The following is an 18,215-nucleotide window of genomic DNA, read 5'->3' as shown; positions in this document are numbered from 1 at the left end:
ACCCTACGATCCGGCGCGCCCGAGATCGCGGAACGGCGTGTCGCGGTCGGGGCGGGGCTCGCCGGGGAGGCCGAGGACCCGCTCCGCCATGATGTTGCGCTGCACCTCGTTGGAGCCGCCGGCGATGCGGATGGCGGGGGCGAACAGGAACCGGGCCTGCCACTCGGTGCCGGCCGGGGCGTGGTCGTCGAGCAGCTGGCCCTCGGGCCCGAGGACCTCGAGCGACGTGTTGCCGAGGCGGCGCAGGTACTCGGCCGCGAACAGCTTCATGACCGACGTCTCGGGGCCGGGCGGGACGCCCTTGCTGAGCGCCGTCTGCAGCCGGTAGCCGTGGAAGCGCTGGATCTGCTGGCGGATCCAGCAGTCGACCAGGTGCTGGCGGATGATCGGATCGTCGGAGACGCCCCGCTTCCGGGCCAGCTCGATGAGGGCCATGGTGTCGCTGCTCTTGTTGGCGCCGGCGATGAGGCCGCGCTCGTTCGACAGCGTGGTGATGGCGCAGCCCCAGCCGGCGTTGACCTCGCCGAGCACGTTGCCGACCGGGATGCGGACCTCGTCCATGAACACCTCGGAGAAGTGCTCGGACCCGGTCATCTGCTTGAGCGGCCGGACGTCGAAGCCCGGGGTGGTCATGTCGACGAGGAAGTAGGTGATGCCCTTGTGCTTGGGCACGTCGGGGTCGGTGCGGGCGAGCAGGATGCCCCAGTCGGAGTCGGCGGCACCCGAGGTCCACACCTTCTGCCCGGTCACCACGTACTCGTCGCCGTCGCGGATGGCCCGCGTGGAGATGTTGGCCAGGTCGGAGCCGGCGTCGGGCTCGCTGAACAGCTGGCACCACACCTCATCGCCCCGCAGCATCGGGAGCAGGTAGCGCTTCTTCTGCTCGTCGGTGCCGTGGCGCAGGATCGTCGGGCCGGCCATGCCGATGCCCACCGCGTAGTTGTTGACGGTGACGCCGAACTGGCCGGCCTCCTGGCCCCAGATGGTGTTCTGCATGGCGGTGCCGCCCCGGCCGCCGTACTCCTTGGGCCACGTGATGCCCGCCCAGCCGTGGTCGACGAGGAGCTCCTGCCACTGCTTGACGCGGCGGTGGAACTCCTCCTCGGTCATCGTCTGCTCGAGGAACCCCGTCGAGAAGTCCTCGGGGCCGCCCTTGGCCGGGGCGTTGGCGACGAGCCAGCTCCGCACCTCGGTGCGGAAGGCTGCCTCTTCTGGGGTGTCATCGAAGTCCACGGCCGCAAGACTAGAACACGTTCTCGTTCCGACACCCGGCCACGGGGTTGTCGGAAGCTGGCAGAATGCCCGCGGACCAGAAGTGGGAGCAGCAGATGGAACGCTTGACCGGGCTCGACGCAGCCTTCCTGTACCTCGAGAACCCCACCAACCACATGCACGTGGCGATGACGATGGTGGTCGATCCCTCCTCGGTTCCGGGCGGCTACACGTTCGAGAACCTCAAGGAGTTCATCCGGAGCCGGCTCCACCTGGTGCCGCCGTTCACCCGCCGCCTGGTCGAGGTGCCGCTCAACCTGGCCCACCCCGTCTGGGTCGAGGACCCCGACTTCGACATCGACTTCCACATCCGCCGCATCGGCTGCCCGGCACCCGGTGGTCGCCGGGAGCTGGGCGAGATGGCCGGCCAGATCGCCAGCACGCCGCTCGACCGGTCGCGGCCGCTGTGGGAGCTGTGGGTGATCGAGGGCCTCAAGCAGGACCGAGTGGGCGTCGTCACCAAGGTGCACCACTCGGCCATCGACGGCAGCTCCGGCGCCGACCTCATGGTCCACCTGTTCGACCTCGAGCCCGAGCCGGCCGACCCGCCGCAGGTCACCGAGCGCGAGGCCGAGCACATCCCGAACGACATCGAGCTGCTCGGCTACGCGGCCGTCTCCCGGTTCCGCAAGCTGGTGGCCCTCCCCCGGCTGCTCGGCGACACCGTCGGCGCCGTCAACCGCGTGGCCCAGGGCCGCCGAGACCCCACCAAGGCGGTGGGCGCCGCCCCGCTGACCGCCCCCCGCACCTCCTGGAACGGCGCCCTGTCGCCCATGCGCTCGGTCGGCTTCGCCCGCGTGACGCTCGAAGACGTGAAGGCGGTCAAGACCGCCTTCGGCTGCACGGTCAACGACGTCGTGCTCGGGCTGTGCGCCGGCACCCTGCGCTCCTACATGCTCGCCCACGGCGACGTCCCCGACACCCCGCTGGTGGCGGCCTGCCCCGTCTCGGTGCGCACGGCCGAGGACTCGGCGCCCGGCAACAAGGTGTCGGCCATGTTCGCCTCGCTCGACACCCAGCTCGAAGACCCCACCGAGCGCATCCGCGCCATCCAGGCCTGCACGGTGGGGGCCAAGGAGGAGCACCAGGCCGTCGGGGCCGACATGCTCCAGAACTGGGCGGAGTACGCGGCACCGAACACGTTCAACCTGGCGTCGCGCCTCTACTCCAGCTGGGGGCTGGCCGACAGCCACCGGCCCATCCACAACGTGATCATCTCCAACGTGCCCGGCCCGCCGTTCCCGCTGTACTACGCGGGCGCCGAGATGGTGGCGGCGTACCCCATGGGCCCGGTCATGGAGGGCGTCGGCCTCAACATCACCGTCATGAGCTACCGCGGCTCGGTCGACTTCGGGTTCATGGTCGACCGGGAGCTGGTCCCCGACGTGTGGGACATGGCCGACCGGGTCAAGGGTGCGCTCGAGGAGCTCCAGGAGGCCGCCGCCCGGCTGCCCCTCGAGGTGATCGACGAGGCCGCGGCCGACGCCCCGGAGGTCGCGGCCACCCGGCGCGACGAAGTGGCCCACGTCGCTACCGATCTCCCGCCCGCCAACCAGGCGCCGATGCGGTCCGACCTTTCCTGACGGTCCGTCAGGAGACTTAGAACCTGTTCTCATTCGGGTGGTAGAACCTCACCCATGGGGTTCAACATCGCCGACCTGTTCGAACGCGCCGTCGACGCCGTTCCCGACCGCATGGCCCTGGTCTGCGGGGAGCGCCGCCTGACCTACCGCGAGATGGACGACGAGGCCGACCAGCTGGCCAACCACCTGCTCGCGGAGGGCTTCGGCCACGGCGACCACATCGGCATCTACGGCCAGAACACGGCCGAGTGGCTGATCGCCATGGTGGCGGTGTTCAAGATCCGCGCCGTGCCGATCAACATCAACTTCCGCTACGTCGAGGACGAGCTGGCCTACCTGTTCGACAACGCCGACCTGGTGGCCCTGGTGCACGACCGGGAGTACATCCCCCGCATCGCGGCCGTCACCGCCAAGGTGCCCGGCCTGCGGCACTTCATCATGATCGACGATGGCAGCGACGCCGATCCCGCCGAGATCGGCGCCATCTCGTGGAGCGACGCCATCGCCGGCGCCTCCACCGAGCGGCCCGTGCTCCCCCGCACCGACGACGACCACTACGTCATCTACACCGGCGGCACCACCGGCATGCCCAAGGGCGTCGTGTGGCGCCACGAGGACGTCTTCTACGCCCTCGGCGGCGGCGTCGACGCCTACACCAACGAGCGGATCACCCACGGCCACCAGCTCGCCGAGAAGGCGGCCGCCACCGAGACCCCGATGGTCAGCCTCAACATCCCGCCGCTCATGCACGGCGCCGCCCAGTGGGGCGCGCTGCGGTTCCTGTTCGAGGGCGGCACGGTCGTGTTCGTCCCCCGGTTCAAGGCCGAGACCGTGTGGGAGCTCGTGGAGGCCGAGAAGGTCAACACGATGATGATCACCGGCGACGCCATGGCCCGCCCCCTGATCGAGACGCTGCAGGAGGATCCCGACCGCTGGGACCTCTCCTCGCTGTTCGTGACCTCGTCGAGCGCCGTGGTGTTCTCGCCGTCGCTCAAGGACGCCATGCTCGAGCTGCTGCCCAACATCATGGTCATCGACGCCATCGGCTCGTCCGAGAGCGGCATGAACGGCATGGTCATCCAGACCAAGGGCCAGACCGCCAACCACGGCGGCGGCGGCCCCACCGTGAAGGCCGGGCGCGACGCGGTCGTGCTCGACGAGAACCTCGAGCCGCTGCCCGCCGGCACCGGCGTCGTGGGCAAGCTCGCCCGGGGCGGCAACATCCCGATCGGGTACTACAAGGACCCCGAGAAGACCGCCGCCAACTTCGTCCACGCCCCCGACGGCACCCGGTACGTGGTGGCCGGAGACTTCGCCCTCCACGAGGCCGACGGCAGCATCACCCTGCTGGGCCGGGGCTCGGTCTGCATCAACTCCGGCGGCGAGAAGATCTACCCGGAGGAGGTCGAGACCATCCTCAAGGCCCACCCCGAGGTCTACGACGTGCTGGTGGTCGGCGTGCCCGACGAGCGCTGGGGCCAGGCCGTGTGCGCCGTCGTCCAGCCCCGCCACGCCGACACGCCCCCCACGCTGGAGGAGCTCGCGGCCCACTCCCGCACCCAGCTGGCGGCCTACAAGACCCCTCGCCACCTGGTGATCGTCAACGAGATCCAGCGCTCGCCCAGCGGCAAGCCCGACTACCCGTGGGCCGCCGGCGTGGCCGAGGACGCCATCAGCACCACCGCCTGAGCCATCCGGCGTGCGTCCGGGTCCGTTGACACCTAGCTATCCTAGGCATAGGTTGGCTAGGTATGAGCGACGCCGATGCCGAACCCGCTGCTGCGGGCACCGCTGAGGGCACCCGCGGCAGCGCCGCGGTGAAGGGCCACCTCGACATGCTGCTGCTGGCGATCCTGGCCGACGGCGCCCGGCACGGCTACGGCGTGATCGAGCAGCTGCGCGACCGCAGCGGGGCGGCGTTCGACCTGCCCGAGGGCACCGTCTACCCGGCCCTCCACCGCCTGGAGCGCAACGGGCTGCTCAGCAGCGACTGGGACCGCTCCGGCGGTCGGCCGCGCCGCGTCTACCGCCTCACCCCCCCTGGTCAGGCCCGGCTGCGCGAGCAGCACGCGGCCTGGACCGAGCTCTCGTCTGCCATCACCACCATCTTGGAGGGAACACCATGGCCGAGCACCACACGGGCGATCACCGCCTGATCGAGGAGTACCTGTCGGGCCTGCGCCCGGCGCTGGACCGCCAGCCCGACGCCGACGGCGTGATCGTCGAGCTGCGCGACCACCTGCTGGCCACGGCCGAGCGCCACGAGCGCAGCGGCGCCACGCCCATCGAGGCGGAGCGGCGAGCGCTCGCCGAGGTGGGCGACGCCGACGTGGTGGCCGACGCCTTCGCCCGCAACGCGCACGGCGGCGCGGCGGTCGCCACCGCGTTCACCCGGGCGGCCGGTGTCGCCGGCTTCATCGCAGCGGGCGCCGGTGCGATCGCCGTGGCGTCCTTCGCCATCGGCGACCGCATCGAGGAGCAGGACGGCTTCTGGTCGCCGGCGTCGCAGGCGTGGGGGTCCGTCGGCGCGGTCGGCACGTTCATCGCCACGCTCAGCGCCCTCGTGCTGCTGATCGGTGTCATCCGCCGCCACGGTGGCATCGGGTGGGCCGGGCCCATGGCCATCGGCCTCGCCGGATCGGGCGCGTTCGTCTCGATCGCCGCCTGGGCCGTGCCGGTGTGGGCTGGGCTCGTGGGGGCCTCGTGGCTCGTCCTCGCCGTGGCCACCCACCGATCGGGCAGCACCCCGTGGGCCGGCGCCCCGCTGCTCGCCACCGGGGCCCTGGCCCTGTCGGTCGCCGCGGCGACCCATCCCACCTGGACCACCGGTGCCACGGTGCTCGACAGCGCGGCGATCGTCGCGGCCGGTGCCGGTGCCGTGGTGCTCGGCCGGGCGCTCGTCGCGGAGCAGCCGGCGGCGGCGGGGCCCGTGGCGATCGCCGCCTGACCAGGTTCACCTCCCTTACGGGGAGGTGAACTCGCGGCTCGATCGGCGCGATCGCCGTCTCGCTGTCACTCCCCCTGGGTACGGTCCTCGGAACGACTTCACCGATCGGGAAGGGCTCAGCGATGACCACCACCGACACGCGCACCGCCGGCGGCGTGATCGATCGGCTGCGCGCCACGCGCCGGCTGACCGAGTCGCTCGCCGCCGCCCTCACGCCCGAGGACCAGGTGGTGCAGTCCATGGCCGACGTCAGCCCCACCAAGTGGCACCGCGCCCACACCACGTGGTTCTTCGAGACGTTCGTGCTCACGCCGCACCTGGCGGGCTACCGGCCCGTCCACCCGGCGTACGACTACCTCTTCAACTCGTACTACGAGCAGGTGGGCGATCGGCACCCCCGGGCCGAGCGGGGCCTGATCTCGCGGCCCACCGGCGAGGAGGTCGCCGAGTACCGCGCCGCGGTCGACCAGGCGCTCGACGAGCTCATCGACGGCGCCGACGGCGAGCTGCTCGCCGCCATCCTCCCCCTCCTCGAGCTCGGCACCAACCACGAGGAGCAGCACCAGGAGCTGCTCCTCATGGACATCAAGCACGTGTTCTCGTGCAACCCCATGCGCCCGGTGTACCGGCTGGGCACCGCGCCGCTGAGCGGGCCTCCGGTCGAGGACGTGCGCTGGATCGAGGTCGATGCCGGCCGGATCGAGGAGATCGGCGCCCGCGGCGACGGGTTCTCGTTCGACAACGAGGGCCCCCGCCACCAGGCCCTGATCCACCCGTTCCGCCTGGCCGACCGCCTCGCCACGGAAGGCGACTGGCTCGCGTTCATCGCCGACGGCGGCTACCAGCGGCCCGAGCTGTGGCTGTCCGAGGGCTGGGCCACCGTCAAGGCCCAGGGCTGGGAGGCCCCGCTCTACTGGGACCGCGACGGCGACAGCTGGTCGGTCTTCACGCTCGGCGGCACCCGGCCGGTGCTCGCCGCCACCCCCGTCGTGCACGTCAGCTACTTCGAGGCCGACGCCTTCGCCCGGTGGTCCGGCACGCGCCTCGCCACCGAGGCCGAGTGGGAGGTGGCCGCTGCGCTCGTCGGCGCCCACGACGCCCCCAACGACCTCGGCGCCGGCGCCCTCCACCCCCGCCCCGCGGCACCGGGGTCGGCCGGGCAGGGCGTCCGCCAGCTGTTCGGAGACGGGTGGGAGTGGACCGCCAGCCCCTACGGCCCCTACCCGGGGTTCCGTCCGGTCGACGGCGCCATCGGCGAGTACAACGGCAAGTTCATGTGCAACCAGATGGTGCTGCGCGGCGGCGCGGCGGTCACGCCGTCGGGCCACACCCGCGCCACCTACCGGAACTTCTTCCCGGCCTCGGCCCGCTGGGCGTTCAGCACCGTCCGCCTCGCCGACGACGTCGCCGCTCCGCCGAAGGTCCACCACCGCCACGTGCTCGCCGCCCAGCCCGCCTCGGTCCCGTCCGTGATCCCCCCGGTGATCGACGTGCACCTCGGCGCCGCCGACCTGGGCCGGGCGCTGCGGGCCGACGTGGTCGCCGGGCTCGCAGCAGCCGAGCCGTCCCTCCCGCCGAAGTGGTTCTACGACGACCGCGGCAGCGAGCTGTTCGATCAGATCACCCGGCTCGACGAGTACTACCCCACGCGGCGCGAGCGGGAGATCCTCCAGCGCGAGGCCGCCGCCATCGCCGAGGCGTCCGGGGCCGACACGCTGGTCGAGCTGGGCTCGGGCACCTCCGACAAGACGCGCCTCCTGCTCGACGCGTTCGACGCCACCGGCCAGCTCCAGCGGTTCGTGCCGTTCGACGTGTCCGAGGGCATCTTGCGCTGGTCGGCCCACACCATCGCCGAGCGCCACCCCGGCGTGGCCGTCCACGGCGTCGTCGGAGACTTCGACCACCACCTCGGGTGCATCCCGGCGGGGGGCCGGCGCATGGTGGCGTTCCTGGGCGGCACCATCGGCAACTACGAGCCCGGGCCCCGGGCCCGGCTCCTGGCCGGCCTGGCGGCCACCCTCGCCTCCGGAGACTCGCTCCTGCTCGGCACCGACCTGGTGAAGGATCCCCAGCGCCTGGTGCTGGCCTACGACGACCCGGCCGGCGTCACCGCCGAGTTCAACCGCAACGTCCTGCGGGTGCTGGCCCGGGAGCTCGACGCCGAGGTCGACCCCGACAGCTGGGAGCACGTCGCCCGCTGGGACGCCGGGGAGGAGTGGATCGAGATGCGCTTGGCGGCGCTCGGCCCCCAGCGCATCGCCGTGCCGTCGCTCGGCGTCGAGCGGTCCTTCGGGCCGGGCGAGAGCCTGCGCACCGAGGTCAGCGCCAAGTTCCGGCGCGAGACGGTCGAGGCCGAGCTGGCCGCCGCCGGCCTCGAGCTCACCCACTGGTGGACCGATGCCGCCGGAGACTTCGCCCTGAGCCTCAGCACCAAGCCCTGACCGTTCGGCCGACGGGCCCGCTCCCCGATCAGGTGCCGGTGAAGTTGGGCTGACGCTTCTCCTTGAAGGCGCGGGGGCCCTCCTTGGCGTCGTTCGTGTTGAAGATGATCGGCTCGCCGATGGTGAGCTCGTGGGCCAGGCCGTCGGCCTCGGTCATCGCCGCGGTCTCCCGCATGCTCTTGAGCACGGCCTTGACCGCCAGGGGGCCGTTGGCAGCGACCCGGTCGGCCAGCTCCCGGGCCTTGTCGAGCGCCTGGCCGTCGGGGACCACGTGGCCGATCAGCCCGATCTCCTTGGCCTCCTGCGCCGAGATCAGCCGGCCGGTGAGGAGCAGGTCGGCGGCCATCGTGTACGCGATCTGGCGCTGCAGCCGGACGGTCGAGCCGCCCAGGGGGAACAGGCCGCGCTGCACCTCGGCGATGCCGAGCTGAGCCGACTCGCCCGCCACGCGGATCTCGGTGGCCTGGAGGATCTCGGTGCCGCCGGCCACGCAGTAGCCCTCGACCGCGGCGACGATCGGCTTCATCGGCCGACCGTGGCGCAGCAGTGCCTTCCAGTGGAGGTCGGGGTCCTCGGCCATGCGGTTCATCTCCTCCTCGGAGAACCCGGCGGCCAGCGCCTTGAGGTCCATGCCCGAGCAGAAGTCGCCGCCGGCGCCGGTGAGGATGCCGACGCGGAGCTCGTCGTCATCGTTGAGCATCTTCCAGGCGTCGGCCACCCCGACGAGCATCGTGGGGCTGAAGGCGTTCTTGGCCGCCGGCCGGTTCAGCGTGACCGTGAGGACGTGGCCGTCCCGCTCGGCGAGGAAGTGCGGCTCTTCTGCGATGACGTCTGACATGCCGTCAGACTACGACGCGAACGAGAACACGTTCTACTTTCCGGGAGCAGGGCTCATGGAAGGTCCACGAGGTCCGACAGCACCGATCGGATCTGGCTGACGGCTGCGGGGCCCACGTTCAGGTCCCCTGATCCGGTACCGATCCGCGCCGTGCTCACGGCCGTGCCCAGGTGCACCTGGGCCGCCGACGGCTGGAGGGCGCCTTCCGCAGCGATCGGCACCTCCGCCCAGAGCCCACGGGTGAGGTTGGCGGTCAGTGGAACGACGTGGACGGTCCGCGGCCCAGCGGCCGGCACCCGGTCTGCGGTGATCATGATCGCCGGCCGCGGGGCGGCGAGCTACTTCTGGAGGGCGTCCTCGATGCGGGCGAGGGCCTCGACCACGCGGTCGGTCTGGGTCTGCTGCTCGAGCACCATGCGGGCCAGCCAGAAGCGCAGGAGGCGGGCCATCGAGAAGCGGATGAACAGGCCGACGCCGATGATGGCCAGGCCCAGCCCCAAGATGCCGCCCGAGATGAGCATCGGCACCTGGTCGGCCACGTACTTGGAGCCCGAGGCGTTCCAGTAGGCGATCAGGATCAGGACCACGCCCAAGATGGGCAGGGCCAGGCCGATCTTGAGCAGCAGCGACTCGGCGTCGGCCGACGGCTCGGGGACGTGGATCTCCTCCACGCCCAGCTCGAGGCGGTCGGCAGCGCTCTGCTGGGCGGCGGGGGACACGGTGGTATCGGTCATGTGGAGGCTCCGAGGTAGGCGGCCGACAGTTCGGCCTCGAGGTCTGCAGGGGCACCGGCGGCGATGACGTGGCCGTGCTGCATGATCACGGCATGGTCGGCGACGCCGAGGACGGTTCGGGCGAACTGCTCGACGACCAGGATCGACACCCCTTCGGTGGCGATGCCGGCGACGATCTCGTACAGCTCGGCCACGACGAGCGGGGCCAGGCCCATCGACAGCTCGTCGATGATCAGCAACCCGGGATCGGTGGCCAGCCCGCGGGCCATGGCGAGCATCTGCTGCTCGCCGCCCGAGAGGGTGCCGGCGACCTGCCCGATGCGCTCGCCCAGGCGGGGGAAGCGGGCGACGGCCGCTTCGATGATCGCCTCGGCGGGCATCCCCCGGTAGCTGGCCATCACCAGGTTCTCCCGCACGGTGAGGCTGCGGAACACGCCGCGCCCCTCGGGGATGGTGCAGAGGCCGAGGCGGGCCAGGGCGTCGGGCTTGGCTCCGTTGACGTGGCGGCCGCCGATGTGGACGCAGCCCGACGACGCCGGGTGCTGGCCGGTGGCGACGAGCAGCGTGGTGGTCTTGCCGGCGCCGTTGGGGCCCAGCAGCGCCACCACCTGGCCGCGGGGCACGACGAGGTCGACGCCGTGGAGCACCTGGATGCGGCCGTAGGCGGCGGTGACCTTGCGCAGCTCGAGCAGCGGCGGCGCGGGGTGGGTGTCGGCGCTCATCCGGGCGCTCCCGGGTCCTGGCCGAGGTAGGCGTCGACCACCTCGGGGTTCTTCTGGATCTCGATCGGGGTGCCGGTGGCGAGCACCTCGCCGAAGTTGAGCACCGTGATCTGGGCGCACAGGCGCATCACGAGCGGCACGTCGTGCTCGACGAGGAGGATGCCGAGGCCGTCGGTGGTGAGGTCGAGGAGGATCTCGGCGAACCGGTCGGTCTCGCCGTCGTCGAGGCCCGACGCCGGCTCGTCGAGCAGCAGGACGCGTGGCCGGCAGGCCAGCGCCCGGGCCAGCTCCACGAGGCGGGCCGAACCGGTGGAGAGCGAGTCGGCGCGCTGGTGGGCCACCGCGGTGAGGCCCACCCGCTCGAGCAGCTCGTCGGTGACCCGCTCGGGGTCGGAGCCCCGGAGCTCGGCGGCGGTGCGGACGTTGTCGCGCACGGTGAGCGACCCGAACAGCTCGAGGCGCTGGAACGTGCGGGCGATGCCGCCGCGGGCCCGCTGGTGGGCCGACACCTTGGTGATGTCGTCCCCGTCGAGCCGAACCGTGCCCCGCGTGGGGGCCTGGAGCCCGGTGATGACGTTGAACGTGGTGGTCTTGCCGGCGCCGTTGGGGCCGATCAGCCCGGCGATCTCGCCTTCGCCCACGGTGAGGCTCACGCCGTTGACGGCCATGTGCCCGCCGAAGCGGACGGAGATCTCATGCGTCTCGAGGATCGGCATGGCACCTCCCCCAGTCGAGGCCCAGCTCGCCGTCGATGGCGGCGCGATCGGCGGCGGACACGGAGGCTCCCGTGAGGACCAGCTCGGGCACCAGCTCCGGCACCGGCGGCGAGAGCAGGTCCACGGCGCGGTTGCGGTCCGGGTCCTTGCCGTCGGCACCGGAGCGCCGCCGCCGGGCCGCCCGCAGGTGGTCGATGGTCTGGGCCACGGCGCCGTCGGGGTTGGCGGCGAGGCTGATGCCGGCCAGACCCGGGAGGATCGTCATGACGTTCTGCAGCGCCGGGAGCGAGTCGCCGATCAGCGGGAACATGGCGTAGAGCATCGCCCCGAGCAGGACGCCGGCGATCGCCGCGATGCCGCCGACGACGGCCATGAGCACGAGGGGCAGGCCGGGCAGCGCGCCTTGGAGCAGCGAGAACTGCTCGGTGCCGACCTTGCCGCGCCAGCCGCCCAGCAGGGCGCCGCCGAGGCCGGCGATGGCCGCCGAGAGCGCGAACACCTGGAGCTTGAGGCGGGTGAGGTCGAGGCCCAGGGTGGCGCACGCGGCCGGGCTGTCCTTCATGGCCTGGAGGCGCCGGCCGAACGGGCCCCGGCGCAGGTAGGTGACCAGCAGGCCGAGCAGCACGAACACCACGGCCATGAGCACGAGGTTGGCGCGGTTGCTGCTGGTGTCGATGGGCCCGAGGTGGATGCGTTCGTAGGACGCGTCGCCCTGGGCGAACACCGGCACGCCCGCGAACACGGCCTTCTCGCAGAACAGGGCGAACGCCATGGTGGACAGGGCGAGGTAGAGCCCCTTCAGGCGCAGCGCGGGCAGGGCGACGAGGGCCCCGACCACACCGCAGATGACGACCACCAGGATGAGGGCGAGCGGGTTGCCGTCGCTGCCCCACTCCCACATCACCAGGGCGCCGATGCCGGCGAAGGCGAGCGGAGCCAGGGAGATCTGGCCGCCGTAGCCCATGAGCGGGACCAGCGACAGGGCCACGATGCCGAGGGCCAGGCCGTAGCCGACCTGGTCGAGCGCGGAGCCGTGGATGATCGACGGGACGATGAGCGCCACGGCCACCAGGCCCGCCGAGGCGAGCAGCACCGTGCGCATCGCCGGGTTGGGCACCCGGCTGCGGTCGGGCTGGCGGTTGAACAGCGACGCCTTCTCCTGGGGCAGGACCAGCAGGGCGATGAACAGCATGATGACCGGGACGGTCTCGACGTTGATCCAGCCGGCCATGGTGTGCAGCAGCCCGGCCACCCGGTCGGGCATCCACCCGGGGGCGGTGCCGGGGGCGAACCAGCCGTTGATGTCGGTGGAGTAGCGGGCGGCCGACTCGCGCAGCAGGCCCAGGATGAGGGCGCCGAGCGCGGTGAGCGGCAGGCTCCGCAGCCGGCCGACCACGGCGGCGGCGTAGGCGTTGATCACCAGCAGGGTGAGCGTGGTCTGGTCGAGGGTGAGGATCGGGGCGATGAGGACGCCCGCCACGGCGGCCAGGGTGCAGCCCACCGCCCACGACAGCGACGAGATCACGTCGGGCGACACGCCGTTGAGCGCCGCCAGGTCGCGGCTGTCGACGACGGCCCGCATCGCCGTGCCGACCCGGGTGCGGTACAGCAGGATCCGCAGGCCGACGGCGACGAGGATCGCCACCACGAAGACGACGATCTGGTGGTAGTCGACGCCCACGCCGAGGATGCGCACCACGTCGCCCTCGAAGAAGCGCGGCAGCGTCCTCGACTCGGCCGGCGACCAGACCACCGTGGCCAGCTGGATCAGCATGACGAGCAGGCCGATGGGCACGACGATGCGGGTGATGGGCGACGCGTCGTGGAGGCGGCGCATCAGCACCTTGTCGATCAGGAACCCGAACGCCGGCGCGAACACCAGCAGCGTCAGCACGAGCGAGAGCCAGACCGGCAGGCCCCACGCGTCGGGCGAGCTCAGCTGCCAGTAGACGAACGCGGCCCACATGGCCACGGCCCCGTGGGCGAAGTTGAAGATGCCCGACGTCTGGTAGGTGACGACGAGGCCGCTGGCCGCGACGGCGTAGATCGCCGCGCTGGCCAGGCCGAAGACGAGGAGGCCACCGAGCTCGCTCATGGGCGCGCGCCGCCTCGCGCGTGGGGGGCGGGCATCAGTTGGACTTCTTGGCGCCGCCGCCGAAGTCGTTCTTCAGGTCGTACCGGTAGGCCGGGTCGCAGTCGAACTTGGTGGCCTCCTTGGGCCACAGCCGCACGAACTTGCCTGCCTTGACCTGCATGTACATGAAGCAGTCGGAGCTGAGGTTGGCGCCCGGATCGGCCAGGAAGTGCAGGCCGCCGCCGTCCCACTTGTGGATCGAGTGGAGCTCGTCGAGGAGCTTCGGGCGGGTCAGGTCGTTGCCCAGGGCCTGCGCGGCGGTGGAGAACAGCAGGCCGGCAGAGAACGCCTGCACACCGAGCGATGTGGGCTGCACCTTGGTGTTCAGCTTCTTGTACGCCGCCAGGTACGCCTGGAGGGCCGGCGAGTCGTCGGCCTCCTCGAAGGGGACGGTGTTGAGCTGGACGATGGCGCCCTCGGAACCGGGCTCGGCGAGGAGCTCGGGGTCGTAGTACTGCTGGCCGAGGTCGACCACCTCGGGCTTGAAGCCCTGCGTCTTCATGTCCCGGAGGAGCTTGGCCGTCTCGGACGTGGCCGACACCATGGTCACCCACTCGACGCCCTTGGCCTTCATCTCGGCGGCCTCGGTGGCGTAGCTCTCCTGGATGACGCCGGTGTCCTTGCGGTACACGAACGTGTAGCCGGCGGCCTTGTAGGCCTGCTCGATGCGGTCGGCCTGCACCTTGGCGGTCTCGATCGACGAGGCCAAGATGGCGGCCTTCTTGATGGCCTTGGGGTGCTGCTTCGCCACCCAGTTGGCGCCGCCGATCGGGTAGAAGTTCGACGGGTTGGGCAGCGGGGCGACCAGGTTGTCGCTCAGCCCCTTGGCGGCGGTGGCCGTGTAGGCCGGCACCTCGACGAGACCGCAGTCGACCATCTGCTGGGCGCCCTGGTTGTCGGTGACCGAGCCCGATCCCACCAGGGCGAACACCCCGGCGTTGCAGGCTTCCTTGGTGGCCTCGAGGTGGCTGAAGAGCTTCGAATCGATCTTGGTGAGCTCCAGCTTGCGCCCGTTGATGCCGCCGAAGCCGTTGCACCAGTCGACGTAGGCCTGCATCGATTCCTCGATGCTGGCGGTGGGGACCTTGACCTGGCCGGCCTTGTCGGAGATCACCGCGATCTTGATCGTGCTGGCGGTGACGCCGGGCGTGCCGGCGGGCGGGGCCGTCGGGGCCTTGTCGCCCTTGCCGCAGGGCACTGCGAGCGTGCCGATCTTGGGCCCGTCGGTCCCGCCGGAGATGCCGGCCCCCGCGGCTCCGGTGCCGGACCCGCCGTCCGAGGCGGTGGCGGCCGCGCCGCTCCCCGTCCCTCCTCCGGTGGCCAGTTCATCGTCGGACAGGCGGCTTCCGCACGCCGCCGCGACCACGGCAAGTGCGCAGCACAGCGCAACGACACGAATCTTCACAAGCAGGTCCCCTTTTTTGCTCGGCTCGGAATGTAGCGCGCTCCTGAGCCACGACCTGACGACCCGTCAGATTCGCAGCAGGGAGCGACCCCTACGGTCCGGTTTCAGCCGGCGGCGAGCAGTGCGCCGAGCCGGCGGAGGTGCGTGGTGCCGCCCCCGAGGCTCAGCTCGATGTGCTTGGCCCACCGGAACGTGCGGTGGACCGGGTAGTCGGTGTCGAGCCCGATCCCGCCGTGCAGGTGCTGGGCCGCGTGCACCACGCGGTGGGCCCCGTCGGCCGCCCAGTACTTGGCGATGGCCAGCTGCTCCGCCGCCGGCAGGCCCTCACCCAAGCGCCAGGCCGCCTGGTAGGCGGTGAGGCGGACGGCCTCGGTGTCGATGTAGGCGTCGGCCACGCGGTGGGCGACGGCCTGGAACGTGGCGATCGGCGTCTCGAACTGCTTGCGCTCGCTCGTGTACGCCGCGGTGGTCCGCAGCGCCGCCTCGCACACCCCGGCCTGCACGGCGCAGTAGGCGGCGATGGCCCGGTCGGTGATCCACGCGGTGACCGCCGCCCCGCCGTCGACGTCGCCCAGCACGTCACCCGCCCCGACGGCGACACCGTCGAACGCGAAGGTGGTGAGCGGCTCCAGGTTGGGGCCGGTGTTCTGCACCGCGGTCACGCCGGCTGCTGCCGGGTCGACCAGGAACACCGTCGAGGTGCCGTCGCCGGTGCGGGCCGGCACGAGGATCCGGGCCGCGTGCACCGCGCCGGGGACCAGGGGCTTGGTGCCCGAGATCGTCCAACCGTCACCGGACGCGGTGGCGGTGGTGGCGGGCACCTCGGGCGGCAGGCCGTCGTGGCCCTCCGACAGGGCGGCGGTGAGCAGCACCGATCCGTCGATCACACCGGGCAGCCAGGCGGCCCGCTGCTCGTCGGAGCCGAACTCGGCGATCGGCAGGGCGCCGAGCACCAGCGTCGACAGCACCGGGAGGGGGGCCACCGTGCGGCCGACCTGCTCGAGGATCAGGGCGAGCTCGAAGAAGCCGTAGCCCCCGCCGCCGTCGGCCTCGGGCAGCGCCAGGCCGAGGAGGTCGGCCTTGGCCAGCTCGGCCCAGGTGTCGGGGGCGAACCAGTCGTCGCCGGCCTCGATGTCGCGGAGGCGATCGGCCGGGAGCTGCTCGCTCAGGATCTGCGCGGCGAGGTCGCGCACCGAGATCTGCTCGTCAGAGAGGGCGAAGTCCATGGGTGTCTCCTACATCCTGGGCATGCGGGGCATGCCGAGGCCGAACATGGCGATGAGGTCGCGCTGGATCTCGTTGACGCCGCCACCGAAGGTGAGGATCAGCGAGCCCTGGGCGCCGCGGTTGAGGCGGGAGGCGAGGAGCGCGTCGGGCGAGCCGTCGACCAGGTTGGCGGCCTGGCCCAGGATCTCGGCCAGCAGCTGGTAAGCCTCGGTGAAGAACTCGGTGCCGAACACCTTGATGGAGCTGGCGTCGGCCGGGTTGACCTGCTCGCCGGCGGCCTCGAGGGCCGCCACCTTCCAGTTGAGGAGGGTGAGGTACTCGATCCCGGCGCGGACCTTGGCCAGGTTGAGCTGCACCCACTCCTGGTCGATCACCCGCTGGCCGTCGGCCGTCGTGTTCTCGCGGGCCCAGTCGAGCGTGTCCTCGTACGACCGCTCGATCATCCCCGGCGGCGCCAGGCCCACCCGCTCGTAGTTGAGCTGGTTGATGATCAGGCCCCAGCCGCCGTGGAGCTCGCCCAAGATGGCCGAGTCGGGCACCTTGACGTCGTCGTAGAACGTGTTGAAGGTGCTGGCGTTCACCATCGTGTGGATCTTCGAGTACGAGTACCCGGGATCGGTCGTGGGCACCAGGAACATCGTGATGCCCTTGTGCTTCGGGGCATCGGGGTCGGTGCGGGCGGCCAGCCAGATGTAGTCGGCGTAGTTGGCCAGCGACGTGAAGATCTTCTGCCCGTTGATGACCCACTCGTCGCCGTCCTTGACGGCCTTGGTGGTCAGCGACGCCAGGTCGGTGCCGGCGTTGGGCTCGGTGTAGCCGATCGAGAAGTGCAGCTCGCCCGCCAGGATCTTCGGGAGGAAGAAGTCCTTCTGCTCCTGCGTGCCGAACTGCATGATCGTCATGCCGACGGTGTTGACCGACAGGAACGGGGTGGGCGCTCCGGCCCGCCACGACTCGTTCATGAAGATGAACTGCTCGACGGGGCCGAAGCCGCGGCCTCCGTACTCCTCGGGCCAGCCGACGCCGAGCCAGCGGTCGCGGCCCATCTGCCGGACGGCCTCGAGGCACTCGGGGCTCCCGGTCTCCCCGGCTGACGCCGCGGCGATGACCTCGGGGGTCATCAGCTCGGCGAAGTAGGTGCGCAGCTCCTTGCGGAGAGCTTCCTGCTCGGGCGTGTACGCGATCTGCACGGCAACTCCTGACGGTCCATCAGAACTAGAACACGTTCTAGCAGAGCCCCCCGGACCGCCCCCAGCCGCAGCCGGTTTCTCAGTCGGCGTCGCCTTGGACGGTGAGGCAGGCGTCGAGGACGGCGCGGCCGAAGCTGGGCTTGGCGCACCACGTGTGGCCCTCGTCGTGGAGGTGGACCTGGGCGTGCGGGATGGCGAGCAGCAGCCGGAGCTGCTCCTGGGCGGGGACCGCCCGGTCCTTGGCCGTGACCACCAGGGTGGTGGGCACGTCGACCGGGTTGAGCCACTTGCGGCTGTCGAAGCTGGACGACGCCACCAGCGCCTCGGTGACCATGCGCACGTCGTGGCGGCGCACCTCGGCGCCCGCCCAGCGGGTGAGGCTGTCGGGGCGGGCGCGCACGGCCGGCGGGATCTGGTTCTGCCACACGGCGACGGGGATGCGCGTGGCGAGCTGGCCGACGCGGGTGGAGCCGGCCACCGCCGACATGGCGGTCACGAAGGCCAGGCGCTCACGGACGCCGGGGACGAACCGGTTGGAGGTGGCGCACAGGACCAGGCCCGACACCTTCTCGGGGTGGCGGTGCCACAGCAGCTGGGCGATCGGCCCACCCATCGAGTAGCCGACCGCGATGGCCTGGTCGATCCCCAGCACGTCGAGCAGGGCGGCGGCGTCGTCGGCGCAGTCGGCCAGGCGGAAGCGGCTCCACGACCGGATGCCGCGGGCGTGGCCGCGGTGGTCGATCGCCAGCACGCGGTAGTGGGCCGCCAGCGGTTCGAACGCCTGGAACCAGTTGAGGCCCCCGCTCGCCATCAGCCCGTGCAGCAGCAGCACCGTGGGGGCGCCCGGAGGGCCGGCCACCTCGCGCACGAACGTGGTGCCGCGACCGGGCAGCTCGACGCGCCGGCCGAGCGGGATCGGCGGCCCGCCAGGGGCTTCGAGCACGGGCTCCGCTGTCGCTACGGTCACGCTGCCACAATATGACGACCCGTCAGATCCTGGAGGCCA

The 18,215-nt window shown here is 71.6% G+C and carries 16 protein-coding genes; 5 read left to right on the top strand and 11 right to left on the bottom strand.

Annotated features, from left to right (window positions below):
- Positions 1 to 3: 3 nt before the first annotated feature.
- A complete protein-coding gene (locus ACPPVX_RS18010) occupies positions 4 to 1,233 on the bottom strand; it encodes an acyl-CoA dehydrogenase family protein (protein ID WP_426571957.1) in 1,230 nt (409 codons plus the stop codon).
- 95 nt (positions 1,234 to 1,328) lie between these two features.
- Between ACPPVX_RS18010 and ACPPVX_RS18005 the strand changes: the two genes are divergently transcribed.
- From ACPPVX_RS18005 to egtB, 5 genes are all read left to right on the top strand, one after another.
- Positions 1,329 to 2,855, top strand: a complete 1,527-nt coding sequence (locus ACPPVX_RS18005) for a WS/DGAT/MGAT family O-acyltransferase (RefSeq protein ID WP_426571956.1) — start codon at positions 1,329 to 1,331, stop codon at positions 2,853 to 2,855.
- 54 nt (positions 2,856 to 2,909) lie between these two features.
- On the top strand, positions 2,910 to 4,544 hold the full coding sequence (locus ACPPVX_RS18000; protein ID WP_426571955.1) for an acyl-CoA synthetase: 1,635 nt from the start codon (positions 2,910 to 2,912) through the stop codon (positions 4,542 to 4,544).
- Between the two features lie 62 nt (positions 4,545 to 4,606).
- Complete coding sequence (locus ACPPVX_RS17995) at positions 4,607 to 5,011, top strand: PadR family transcriptional regulator (protein ID WP_426571954.1); 405 nt, start codon at positions 4,607 to 4,609, stop codon at positions 5,009 to 5,011.
- Positions 4,978 to 5,802 carry a permease prefix domain 1-containing protein gene (locus tag ACPPVX_RS17990; RefSeq protein ID WP_426571953.1) on the top strand — a complete coding sequence of 275 codons (825 nt, stop codon included), beginning with the start codon at positions 4,978 to 4,980 and terminating at the stop codon, positions 5,800 to 5,802. The genes ACPPVX_RS17995 and ACPPVX_RS17990 overlap by 34 nt, the downstream gene beginning before the upstream one ends.
- Before the next feature lie 122 nt (positions 5,803 to 5,924).
- Positions 5,925 to 8,243 carry an ergothioneine biosynthesis protein EgtB gene (gene egtB / locus ACPPVX_RS17985; protein WP_426571952.1) on the top strand — a complete coding sequence of 773 codons (2,319 nt, stop codon included), beginning with the start codon at positions 5,925 to 5,927 and terminating at the stop codon, positions 8,241 to 8,243.
- Between the two features lie 28 nt (positions 8,244 to 8,271).
- Here the strand turns inward: egtB and ACPPVX_RS17980 are convergent, their stop codons facing one another.
- The 10 genes from ACPPVX_RS17980 to ACPPVX_RS17935 all read right to left on the bottom strand — a co-directional run bounded on the left by ACPPVX_RS17980 (position 8,272) and on the right by ACPPVX_RS17935 (position 18,176).
- Positions 8,272 to 9,081: a crotonase/enoyl-CoA hydratase family protein gene (locus tag ACPPVX_RS17980; protein ID WP_426571951.1), complete on the bottom strand. Its 810-nt coding sequence runs from the start codon at positions 9,079 to 9,081 to the stop codon at positions 8,272 to 8,274.
- A gap of 53 nt (positions 9,082 to 9,134) precedes the next feature.
- Positions 9,135 to 9,398 (bottom strand): hypothetical protein, encoded by a 264-nt coding sequence (locus tag ACPPVX_RS17975; protein WP_426575053.1) that lies wholly within the window; start codon positions 9,396 to 9,398, stop codon positions 9,135 to 9,137.
- Between the two features lie 21 nt (positions 9,399 to 9,419).
- Positions 9,420 to 9,815, bottom strand: coding sequence for a hypothetical protein (locus tag ACPPVX_RS17970; protein WP_426571950.1), 396 nt, complete (start codon positions 9,813 to 9,815; stop codon positions 9,420 to 9,422).
- Positions 9,812 to 10,537 (bottom strand): ABC transporter ATP-binding protein, encoded by a 726-nt coding sequence (locus ACPPVX_RS17965; protein WP_426571949.1) that lies wholly within the window; start codon positions 10,535 to 10,537, stop codon positions 9,812 to 9,814. Before ACPPVX_RS17965 ends, ACPPVX_RS17970 begins: the two co-directional genes overlap by 4 nt.
- The gene (locus ACPPVX_RS17960; RefSeq protein WP_426571948.1) at positions 10,534 to 11,253 is read right to left on the bottom strand and encodes an ABC transporter ATP-binding protein; all 720 of its coding nucleotides are present in this window, start codon (positions 11,251 to 11,253) and stop codon (positions 10,534 to 10,536) included. Before ACPPVX_RS17960 ends, ACPPVX_RS17965 begins: the two co-directional genes overlap by 4 nt.
- Positions 11,231 to 13,348: an ABC transporter permease subunit gene (locus ACPPVX_RS17955; protein ID WP_426571947.1), complete on the bottom strand. Its 2,118-nt coding sequence runs from the start codon at positions 13,346 to 13,348 to the stop codon at positions 11,231 to 11,233. Before ACPPVX_RS17955 ends, ACPPVX_RS17960 begins: the two co-directional genes overlap by 23 nt.
- Positions 13,349 to 13,382: 34 nt before the next feature.
- The gene (locus tag ACPPVX_RS17950; RefSeq protein WP_426571946.1) at positions 13,383 to 14,792 is read right to left on the bottom strand and encodes an ABC transporter substrate-binding protein; all 1,410 of its coding nucleotides are present in this window, start codon (positions 14,790 to 14,792) and stop codon (positions 13,383 to 13,385) included.
- A gap of 104 nt (positions 14,793 to 14,896) precedes the next feature.
- Entirely contained in the window at positions 14,897 to 16,018 is a 1,122-nt protein-coding gene (locus ACPPVX_RS17945; protein WP_426571945.1) for an acyl-CoA dehydrogenase family protein, read from the bottom strand.
- A 9-nt stretch (positions 16,019 to 16,027) separates the two neighbouring features.
- Complete coding sequence (locus tag ACPPVX_RS17940; RefSeq protein ID WP_426571944.1) at positions 16,028 to 17,209, bottom strand: acyl-CoA dehydrogenase family protein; 1,182 nt, start codon at positions 17,207 to 17,209, stop codon at positions 16,028 to 16,030.
- Between the two features lie 79 nt (positions 17,210 to 17,288).
- Complete coding sequence (locus tag ACPPVX_RS17935; protein ID WP_426571943.1) at positions 17,289 to 18,176, bottom strand: alpha/beta fold hydrolase; 888 nt, start codon at positions 18,174 to 18,176, stop codon at positions 17,289 to 17,291.
- Positions 18,177 to 18,215: the final 39 nt, after the last annotated feature.

Origin of the sequence: Aquihabitans sp. McL0605, from assembly GCF_049993875.1 — a bacterium.
In the GTDB taxonomy this organism is placed as follows: Bacteria; Actinomycetota; Acidimicrobiia; order Acidimicrobiales; family Iamiaceae; genus Aquihabitans.
The sequence above is the reverse complement of the archived record's forward strand: the minus strand, read 5'-3'. Positions and strand labels throughout refer to the sequence as shown.

Excerpts from the sequence above, each read along its gene's own strand:
- ACPPVX_RS17995 (WP_426571954.1), top strand. The coding sequence starts at position 4,607 with ATGAGCGACGCCGATGCCGAACCCGCTGCTGCGGGCACCGCTGAGGGC.
- ACPPVX_RS17970 (WP_426571950.1), bottom strand. The coding sequence starts at position 9,815 with ATGACCGATACCACCGTGTCCCCCGCCGCCCAGCAGAGCGCTGCCGAC.
- ACPPVX_RS18005 (WP_426571956.1), top strand. The coding sequence starts at position 1,329 with ATGGAACGCTTGACCGGGCTCGACGCAGCCTTCCTGTACCTCGAGAAC.
- ACPPVX_RS17955 (WP_426571947.1), bottom strand. The coding sequence starts at position 13,348 with ATGAGCGAGCTCGGTGGCCTCCTCGTCTTCGGCCTGGCCAGCGCGGCG.
- ACPPVX_RS17990 (WP_426571953.1), top strand. The coding sequence starts at position 4,978 with ATGGCCGAGCACCACACGGGCGATCACCGCCTGATCGAGGAGTACCTG.
- ACPPVX_RS17960 (WP_426571948.1), bottom strand. The coding sequence starts at position 11,253 with ATGCCGATCCTCGAGACGCATGAGATCTCCGTCCGCTTCGGCGGGCAC.
- ACPPVX_RS17980 (WP_426571951.1), bottom strand. The coding sequence starts at position 9,081 with ATGTCAGACGTCATCGCAGAAGAGCCGCACTTCCTCGCCGAGCGGGAC.
- ACPPVX_RS18000 (WP_426571955.1), top strand. The coding sequence starts at position 2,910 with ATGGGGTTCAACATCGCCGACCTGTTCGAACGCGCCGTCGACGCCGTT.
- egtB (WP_426571952.1), top strand. The coding sequence starts at position 5,925 with ATGACCACCACCGACACGCGCACCGCCGGCGGCGTGATCGATCGGCTG.
- ACPPVX_RS17965 (WP_426571949.1), bottom strand. The coding sequence starts at position 10,537 with ATGAGCGCCGACACCCACCCCGCGCCGCCGCTGCTCGAGCTGCGCAAG.
- ACPPVX_RS17945 (WP_426571945.1), bottom strand. The coding sequence starts at position 16,018 with ATGGACTTCGCCCTCTCTGACGAGCAGATCTCGGTGCGCGACCTCGCC.